This is a genomic window from Klebsiella sp. OBRC7 (assembly GCF_000293135.1).
Taxonomy (GTDB): Bacteria; Pseudomonadota; Gammaproteobacteria; order Enterobacterales; family Enterobacteriaceae; genus Klebsiella; species Klebsiella michiganensis.
Genome location: NZ_ALNJ01000066.1, coordinates 20,893 through 29,337 on the forward strand (window position 1 = coordinate 20,893; position 8,445 = coordinate 29,337).

The following is an 8,445-nucleotide window of genomic DNA, read 5'->3' on the forward strand; positions in this document are numbered from 1 at the left end:
CCCCCAAAACGCTGTGGAGACTGTTGTGGCTTTTCGGAACTACGATCCCGAAGTACTGACTAAGGGTTGCGGCTGCCACCAGCCCGGCTATCAGGCGACCCAACAATTATTTCTCCGTATCACTTCGTCACCTGCTCAAGGTGATTGAAAATAGAATCACAATTAGAAAGCGGGGAACACACAATGAACACTCAGACAAGAATCAAATTGAAAGGCCTCAAAATCTATACTGGCATGAGCCAGGAAACAGTCTGCTTTAACGCTACTGTCCTCTTCGACGGGCTGAGCATAGGTACAGCTGATAATGATGGGCATGGTGGCGAAACTCGCGTACTGTTCGAACCAGGAAAAAAAGAGCTGTTCCGCCAGGCCGAATCATATGCGAAGGGTCTTCTGCCAATCTGCCTTGGCGAACACAATGGCAAGCCATTTCTCATAGACTCAAACCTGATTGAAGTAATCGACCAGCTTGTCAGTGACGAGGAGCGTAACCGGAAAACTAAATCAAGTTTCAAGAAGGTTTACCGCAAGAAAATCTGCGTCTTACGCGAAGGTAGACTTTGGACAGTGGGCTACAAAAGCCAGGCTCAATACGCTTCATACATCGCACAAATCAAAAAAGAACATGGCCCTGATATCGTTATCCTGGACGATTTGGAACATGATGAAGCTTTCGAGCTGTACAGTAAGCACTTATACGCCTGACCATCAAGCGTGGTAGAATTGGATAATTCTAGCGCAGAGGATCACTATGAAAGTTAAAGAGCTTATCGCCCAGCTTCAGCTACACGACCCTGATGCTGTTGTCGTAATTGCCGGATTTGAAACCCAGAGTACTGGACTGGTTGCCGAGGCCGATACTATTAAAGAATGCGTGACAGTTCCTGTCCAAGCGGACAGCATGACGGGTGACCGTTCGTTGGCAAAGGAGGGTTCACCTTCTGTCTGGTTGGGATGGGGGAATGATTACCGCACGGAGTTCTTCGTTAGTGCCATCAACGACCCGGACGAATTAGCCTAACTATATCGAATACCCAAGAGCCTCTACTTCAGAGGCTTTTTTATTTGATGGGTCTTACGGGAAACCTTGTCATTCATTTACCAATAGTTGCAGGGCGTATCCTCCAGCGCTAAGTCACTTAACCCCCTTAATCGCCAGCCAGCATCTCCGGTTTCTGCCCGTACAGTGGGTCACTTAACCCCCTTAATCGCCAGCCAGCATCTCCGGGTTCTGCCCGACCCGTGGGTTACTTAACCCCCTTAATCGCCAGTCAGTCTCTCCGGGTTCTGCCCGCCCCGTGGATTACTTAACCCCCTTAATCGCCAGAAGAGAAAGATGATGTGTCATTGAACTGCATTTCGAGATCGCAAAATGAAGAAAAAACAAAATAGAATGTTAGCGTCTCAATCTGATTGCCGTTACAATTATACGCATAGAGCGTCATTTTACGCATTATACGTAAAGTATACGCATATGCGTTTAAATTCATAATTCAGGTTTGAGGGTATGACGAGAATGAATCTAATAGATAAAATTGCCCTTGTCGGGCAACGCATGAAGTCCGAACAAATTTCATTGAAAGAATCGTTACTGGCTTCTTCCCGGGTATCTGTATCAGATGACAGTGTGGAGGGGGTAGATCGCCTTATCTATAACCACTGCCTGAATAAAAAAAATCTCTCCGACTTCTTTGGAAAATCTCGAGTTACCTTCAATAAAATTCTCGCTGATCTCGAAGAAAAAAGGCTGGTGGGTCAACCTATTTATCAGAACAAAAACCACCTTTATACCCGCTGGGATGTCCAGAATATTATGGATGCCCTGGGTTATCCGCGCTATAGAGATTACTACCAGAGCCGAACAATCATTGTTCAGAATCATAAAGGTGGGACAGGAAAAAGCACGACCTCAGTGGCTCTGGCTGTAGCAGCAGCACTTGATCTCCAGTTGAATGCCAGAGTTTTAGTAATTGAATGGGATCCGCAAGGCTCTATTGGTAGCGGTATGATTCAAAGCGTATCTGAAGACGACGTATTCCTGACTGCAATCGACGCAATCCTGGGCGTGTATGAAGAAGGTTCTGAATATAAAAAATACCTCGACATGGGTTACTCTGAGGCTGAAATCATTGAGAATATGCCGTTCTCAACCCATCTGCCAAATCTTGATGTAATTACTGCGTTCCCAACCGATGCGAGATTCAAAGATAAATACTGGCAGTGCAGTAAAGAAGAGCGCACTCAGTTGTTGCTACGATTCAAAGAAGTGATAATGCCAGTCCTGAAAGCTAAGTATGACCTTATTATCTTCGATACCCCTCCAGAAGACTCGCCAATTATCTGGGCCGCTGATGAGGCCGCTGACGGTATTCTTGTCGCAGTTTCTCCGCGAGAATACGACTATGCATCCACAACTGATTTTATGCTGACGATCAGTGAGCGATTCCGTCAGTCTCCCAATAAAGGTGAAAATATTAAATGGTTTAAAGTACTGGCCGTTAACGTCGATGATAAAAGCCCATACGAAAAAATAGTCCTCGATAAGTTAATTCGAACCGTTCAAGACCTGTTTATGGCAACCAATATCAAAAACTCTGAAGCATTCAAAGCAGCTGCGTCACGGGGTAGGTCGGTTCTCGATATTAAGAAATCTGAAGAGTTATGTTCACCAAAGCAGCTGGATATTGCCGAAGAATCCGTAATGTCCGTATATCAACAGTTTATTAATGAGATAAAGAGTTTTTCAGCGAAGGAAGGAGTTAACGCATGAGTGATGAACAGCATATCGGAAACGATAAATCGCGTTATCTAAATACGCCAAAGCGAACCGATGTAGGCCACCGTTCCGGGTTAGCTAACCTTAAGAGTCCCCCTCGCATTAAGAAACTCTTTACCCTTCATAACGGGCGAAAACTTGAAGCTGAGCACGTCACTGTAGCAGCTGAAAATGTCGCTACTGAGACCGCCGTTCACCCAATGAACCCGCGAAATCAGGAAGCGCTTACCACAAACGCAGTACGAGATATCCTGCAACAAATTGAGTCAAGGGGTGTTGATACTGAAGGTGTTGCCGTTAAACGTGATGGCGTGTACCTGCTTATTGAAGGTAGCCGCAGACGTTTTTGCTGTATTGCGGCTCAAAAAGATCTGCCTTTATGGGTGCTACCAGATGATCTATCAGCTGAGGACATCAAGGCGATTATTACCGCTGCACAAACATCACGCCGATTCTCATACCGAGAGGTTGGGCTTCAGTATCTGGAACTAATGCAGGAAAAAGGATTCACCAAAAATGAAGAGCTTGCCCTCTTTCTTGGCATAAGCCATGTGTCAGTCTTTAAACGTATTCAGGCGGCGCGTATTGACGGTTCGTTGATAGCTCTGTTCCCGGATTATGAAGGTATACCAAACTCCTTCTACAGCCGGTTGTCCAAACTTCAGAAATACGTAGAGAGCAACCTTTTCATTCTTGCAGATGTAGTTGATAGGGTGAAAGAAGAAATTGCTAATCTGGACATCAGTGACATCCCGGAAGCGCAGAAAATTGTCATGGCGCAGATCACAAAGGCGGTTGAATTACTCGATCAAAAGCCACCTGCAAAAAGTTGGGAAACCCGTGATCTGGCTAATTTTGCTAATAAGGACAAATACGCCCGTATCAGCAAAAATGCATCAGGCCGTAAAGTTCGCTTTGAATTTAACCGAATGAGTACCGAGCTCATGGCAGAAATTGAAGCATTTATTACGGATAAACTGAGTAGCGAAAAATAACAATTCGCCATTGCTTGATTATCGAAACTGCACCTCCTGGTGCAGTTTTTTTTTGGCCGCAAACCTATTCGTCAGGAGGAGACACCGGTTGATAATAGGAAAAAAACAGCTCATGAGGTGGCTATGCTTTCGGAAAAAATTGTAACCCTGTTTTCAAATGACGCATTAAAGCGTTTCACGATTCTTGAGGCTTACGCCGAGCTAAAACGTCAGGGTACTTTTAGCGTTTTCCTTTCGTTCATCGATCCTCGTACTGATTGTCTCGTAGAGGGTAACTTTCAATTCTACCCGAACCCCGTTAAGACCTACTCAAACATGGGAGTATGCTATCTCACTGAACATCTTGGGCTAACGTTAAAAATCCCAAGCTCTATGGAATGGTGGGCTACACATGAAAAGTCAACATTTCATAACCAAGACATCACCTATCTGAAGGAGGGTGAATACGTAAAGGCAACCATTAAACTGGAAATAGGCTCGCGGATCAGAGTTCCTAATGCGTTCGAAGTTGCCCCTTCCATGTGAACTTAAGGCATATCAAAGTAAATTACTGACGAGGACGGCTATGGCACTCACGATAAAAACAGAAACACTAAAAGCTACCACAAGCCCAACATTTGAGGCTTTACGTAATCGTTATAGCCACCGTAGTTCTGACGATGAGATTGCCGTCGATCCGCTATGTTTATCTCGGGATGATCTGAATGAACTTTTACAGGCATGTCGTGGTGATGGAGAGTCAAAAAATCGACGAGCTCTTGAATCGATCATCACTGCACTGGAAGGTGATTTCGATAAGCCTGTGAGCAGTTTTCCGGCATTCGGTCGTGTGTTACTACAGTATCTGAAGTCAAATCGAATTGATGGCTGGATATACCGACGCGGTCATGACGGCAACCTGTACCCCGGTCTTGTTACAGCAATAAAAGAAGTAAAATCAGAAAAAAACTCTGACCGTCCCCCATCACTATTGTTACAAATCAGCTGGTATGGGTTCGGCGAATATTCGCACTCCAAAAAGGTTTACGGAACCCAGCTTACCGCCCTGAATTTCGAGCCTAATGAGGTGGCGCGGCGCAGTGTCGCTAAGACACTGGCCGACCGTGATATCTACCATGAAACGCATGAGCTGAAACAAGAGTACCTGGAACAACTAACGCGGTTTAAGGAAGTGGTCGACGGGCAATTTGGCAATCAGTTTAAAGCAACCGGCAGGGCTGTCAGAATGGAATCGTATAGCTACAGCGACCGGAATCTGGAAATAGCAGGGCATAAACTGATACACGATTTGCCTGATAGTGAGTGCGATGCCTACGGTGCAGAAGTGGAGTCGCCTCTTTTTGAAGATGACCAGTTTGGCCTTTTACCCGAAATTCCTGTGCAGCGTTATTTTGATCTCTCGCTGCAAGACTTTATCTGGATACATGCCAATAACGTAGAACCATACAAGTATGATAAAGAACTGCCAAAAAAGATGGTTTTGCCGGAAGACCACCGTGATTTACTCGATATACTGACCACGGATATCAGCGCTTTCACCAGCGATATTGTTGAAGGGAAAAGCGCGGGTAACATCATCATGTGCGTGGGCTCACCCGGACTTGGGAAGACATTAACTGCTGAAGTGTATGCAGAGGTCATTGAACGGCCCCTGTACTCAATTCATGCTGGCGCACTGGGAACCAACGCCGATGACATTGAGAAAAATCTGCGGACGATTCTGACCCGGGCTAAACGCTGGAACTGTGTCCTGCTTCTGGACGAAGCCGATGTGTTTGTCATGCAGCGTGGAGCATCACTGACTCAAAATGCCATCGTTGCGGAGTTCCTCCGTACACTGGAGTATTTCGATGGGTTGATGTTCATGACAAGCAACCGGGGTAGTGACATCGATGAGGCTATCATACCAAGATGCGCTGCAATCATTCACTATGATGTGCCGGAGAAATCAGATGCCCAAAAGATCTGGAAGATTATGGGTGAGAACTTTGGCGTGAACATTCCTGATGAACTGGTCAGATCACTTGTAAACACTTACCCAGAACTTCCACCACGTGACATCAAGATGTTGCTACGGCTCACGTTGCGAATGAGCGTGAAAGAGCAGGGGAGTGGTAGCATCCCGACACTGGATATTGTGCGGAAATGCGCGATGTTTCGTGGGATAGAACGAAAGGGAAAAGAAAAAGCCCTGTGATAACGATGCCGGGTTCGCCCGGCATACAACCTGCTGGCCCAGCCCAAAGCAATCCGAGTTCTTCAGCAAAAGCAGCAGCGTGTCGGAAATAACTGTGTTATAACAATTCAGGTGATCATGATGAGAAGTTGATAACAATGTTTAAGCTAAGTCCCATAAGAAAAAAAACAAACAAGCTGCATAAACTCCTTAATAACGGCTATCGTTTCGTAATCATGCATGAAGATGAAATTATTGAACCCTTCCGCTACGAAATAGAAGCCAGACGAAAACTATTCTTTGGCAGAAAACTCCTTTCTATTTCCGACCTCATCGACTCAATAAACGATAGTGTAAAAACCCAAGCAAAACGCGCCCCTTAACTATTCGTCACCTGAATAACTCCAGCTATGATAAACATTATTATCAAGCTTAAAGGTGATACTTATGAAACCGTTTGGGATTTTCTATTCAGTAGAAGGCTGCACTTGTTCACTGTGCCGCTCGCGTGGCTATCGTAAAAACAATGCATACGATAGATCTCTTCGTGTAAGCAAACACCGCGCCCGTCAGCAGGCCAAGCGTGAAATCCGCTCCGCCGTATTCAGCATCGACAATTAAGAAAGGTTGATGATAAATAAGAAGAATAACGAGGATAACAAATGACTGATGAAAACCAAATAAAGGTGCTGTTTTGCATTCTGCGTCGTCGATTCGTGGATTATGTCCCTGAGTTTGAAAACTGTGTAGAAGAACGGGAAGTCATCAATGAAACGCCGAAGGGTTACCGTATGTCCGTCTCCTACGGCACATCAGTTTACCTGCACGCGGATTATGAGTTTTTCGAATCACGTCAGGCAGCGTATCAATGGTGCGCCCGCCGTGTGACCGCTAGCATTGAGAAGATGAAACAAAAAATGCAGGCGGCAGAAGCAACAAAAATAAAACTGATAGAAGCATCCGGGAACTGTGGCGAATAAGATGACACCACGTCAAATTATCCTCTCACATATTACAGCTGAGAAAGCACTCCCACGAGGAACGCTGATCTGGTTATTCTACGAGAATGCCGATGATTTAATCAGCCTGAATGAAGTGGGCGATAATCTTGAAAGGTGGCATCAACGAGTTGGGTCGCCTGAAGAAATTCAGGTGATACTGGATATGCCTGATGACGATTCAGAAGTCTGGCTATTCAGCCCAACAAAATTATTCTCCCCACGGGTAAAAACCCCCGTTCTGACAGCCAGAGATAGGGCAGTTGCTCGCTATGGCGTTTCTCGCGTTATGACGGCGGAGAAAGTTGTTTTTCTGTATTCAGGGTATCTTCTGCACCTCTATAGACAGGCATATGGTTTCACCGGCCCTGCGCCTGAAGTTCGGGTCAACTGGAGTGCCAAACATTCATGGGGCGGCAGGAGCTCAATCACTATTTCACCATCGTCCATTTATCCTGACAGTGATACACCGCGCTATCGCTACCATGAGTACGCACATATAGAGCAGCGTAAGGACATCGGAGCATTTTATTCAATCAATCAACTGGATCATATCAAAGGCGTAGTGGCACATGAGCTTGCGCACTTTTGCCAGCGCCACACTGGAAAAGATAATTTTAAATTTGGTTTTCCGGTACTCCCTGAAAAAGATTTCAGAACGGCTCATGGTGATGGGTGGCAGTTCTTGTATGCATTTTTCAGAACAGAATTAAATAAAAGAATTCAGCGATAACCCAAAAAAAGGCATAACCAATGTACCTTCTTTCCATTTTATTATTTACATTTGTTTATCTGTTATCCTTTAATTCTGTTATAGAGGAAAATAGAGACCGCTATTCCATACAGACTTTTGCAATAGTGATGATCACGATATTCCTGATATCAATGCCAGTAACAACAACTTTTGTGTCGTTGATGCTTGAAGAAAACCAGAGAGAGCATCGTGATTTGATTTCCTTCCTGCAAATCAATTCCGTTTGGTTCGCAGGAGCCGGGGGGCTGGTGGCTATCTTCTTGTCAGCCCTGACAATGGTTCGCCTGAAGCAAAAACGTATCCGTCACAAAACATCGAACCTTAACCTCATCGTTGTGGGCCTTTTCGCGGGCGTAGTCTCTTTTGCCAGCGCGTATAAGCATCTAGGGAAGGTGCGAACAAGTTCCTGATATGAGATCATCATATTCATCCGGAGCGCATCCCAGAGGGACATCATGAGCCATCAACTCACCTTCGCCGATAGTGAATTCAGCACTAAGCGCCGTCAGACCCGAAAAGAGATTTTCCTCTCCCGCATGGAGCAGATTCTGCCATGGCAGAATATGACCGCTGTCATCGAGCCGTTTTATCCCAAGGCGGGCAATGGCCGACGGCCCTATCCGCTGGAGACCATGCTGCGTATTCACTGCATGCAGCATTGGTACAACCTGAGCGACGGTGCCATGGAAGATGCCCTGTACGAAATCGCCTCCATGCGCCTGTTTGCCCGATTATCCCTGGATAGC

The 8,445-nt window shown here is 45.7% G+C and carries 11 protein-coding genes; all 11 read left to right on the forward strand.

Features of this window, described 5'->3' with window-relative positions:
* Positions 1 to 183: 183 nt before the first annotated feature.
* Positions 184 to 705 carry a hypothetical protein gene (locus HMPREF1144_RS13780; RefSeq protein ID WP_007372310.1) on the forward strand — a complete coding sequence of 174 codons (522 nt, stop codon included), beginning with the start codon at positions 184 to 186 and terminating at the stop codon, positions 703 to 705.
* A 46-nt stretch (positions 706 to 751) separates the two neighbouring features.
* Positions 752 to 1,021 (forward strand): hypothetical protein, encoded by a 270-nt coding sequence (locus HMPREF1144_RS13785; RefSeq protein ID WP_008786584.1) that lies wholly within the window; start codon positions 752 to 754, stop codon positions 1,019 to 1,021.
* 495 nt (positions 1,022 to 1,516) lie between these two features.
* On the forward strand, positions 1,517 to 2,770 hold the full coding sequence (locus HMPREF1144_RS13790; RefSeq protein ID WP_007372312.1) for a ParA family protein: 1,254 nt from the start codon (positions 1,517 to 1,519) through the stop codon (positions 2,768 to 2,770).
* Entirely contained in the window at positions 2,767 to 3,771 is a 1,005-nt protein-coding gene (locus HMPREF1144_RS13795; protein ID WP_007372313.1) for a ParB family protein, read from the forward strand. Before HMPREF1144_RS13790 ends, HMPREF1144_RS13795 begins: the two co-directional genes overlap by 4 nt.
* A gap of 39 nt (positions 3,772 to 3,810) precedes the next feature.
* On the forward strand, positions 3,811 to 4,296 hold the full coding sequence (locus tag HMPREF1144_RS13800; RefSeq protein ID WP_172745723.1) for a hypothetical protein: 486 nt from the start codon (positions 3,811 to 3,813) through the stop codon (positions 4,294 to 4,296).
* A 40-nt stretch (positions 4,297 to 4,336) separates the two neighbouring features.
* Positions 4,337 to 5,968: an AAA family ATPase gene (locus tag HMPREF1144_RS13805; protein ID WP_008786582.1), complete on the forward strand. Its 1,632-nt coding sequence runs from the start codon at positions 4,337 to 4,339 to the stop codon at positions 5,966 to 5,968.
* A gap of 426 nt (positions 5,969 to 6,394) precedes the next feature.
* Positions 6,395 to 6,568 carry a hypothetical protein gene (locus HMPREF1144_RS33325; RefSeq protein ID WP_009653096.1) on the forward strand — a complete coding sequence of 58 codons (174 nt, stop codon included), beginning with the start codon at positions 6,395 to 6,397 and terminating at the stop codon, positions 6,566 to 6,568.
* Between the two features lie 41 nt (positions 6,569 to 6,609).
* Positions 6,610 to 6,927, forward strand: a complete 318-nt coding sequence (locus HMPREF1144_RS13815) for a hypothetical protein (protein ID WP_007372316.1) — start codon at positions 6,610 to 6,612, stop codon at positions 6,925 to 6,927.
* A gap of 1 nt (position 6,928) precedes the next feature.
* The gene (locus HMPREF1144_RS13820) at positions 6,929 to 7,678 is read left to right on the forward strand and encodes a hypothetical protein (RefSeq protein ID WP_007372317.1); all 750 of its coding nucleotides are present in this window, start codon (positions 6,929 to 6,931) and stop codon (positions 7,676 to 7,678) included.
* A gap of 20 nt (positions 7,679 to 7,698) precedes the next feature.
* Positions 7,699 to 8,109, forward strand: coding sequence for a hypothetical protein (locus HMPREF1144_RS32995; protein WP_042927733.1), 411 nt, complete (start codon positions 7,699 to 7,701; stop codon positions 8,107 to 8,109).
* Between the two features lie 45 nt (positions 8,110 to 8,154).
* The coding region (locus HMPREF1144_RS13830) for an IS5/IS1182 family transposase (protein WP_009653094.1) at positions 8,155 to 8,445 on the forward strand (291 nt) is incomplete at its 3' end.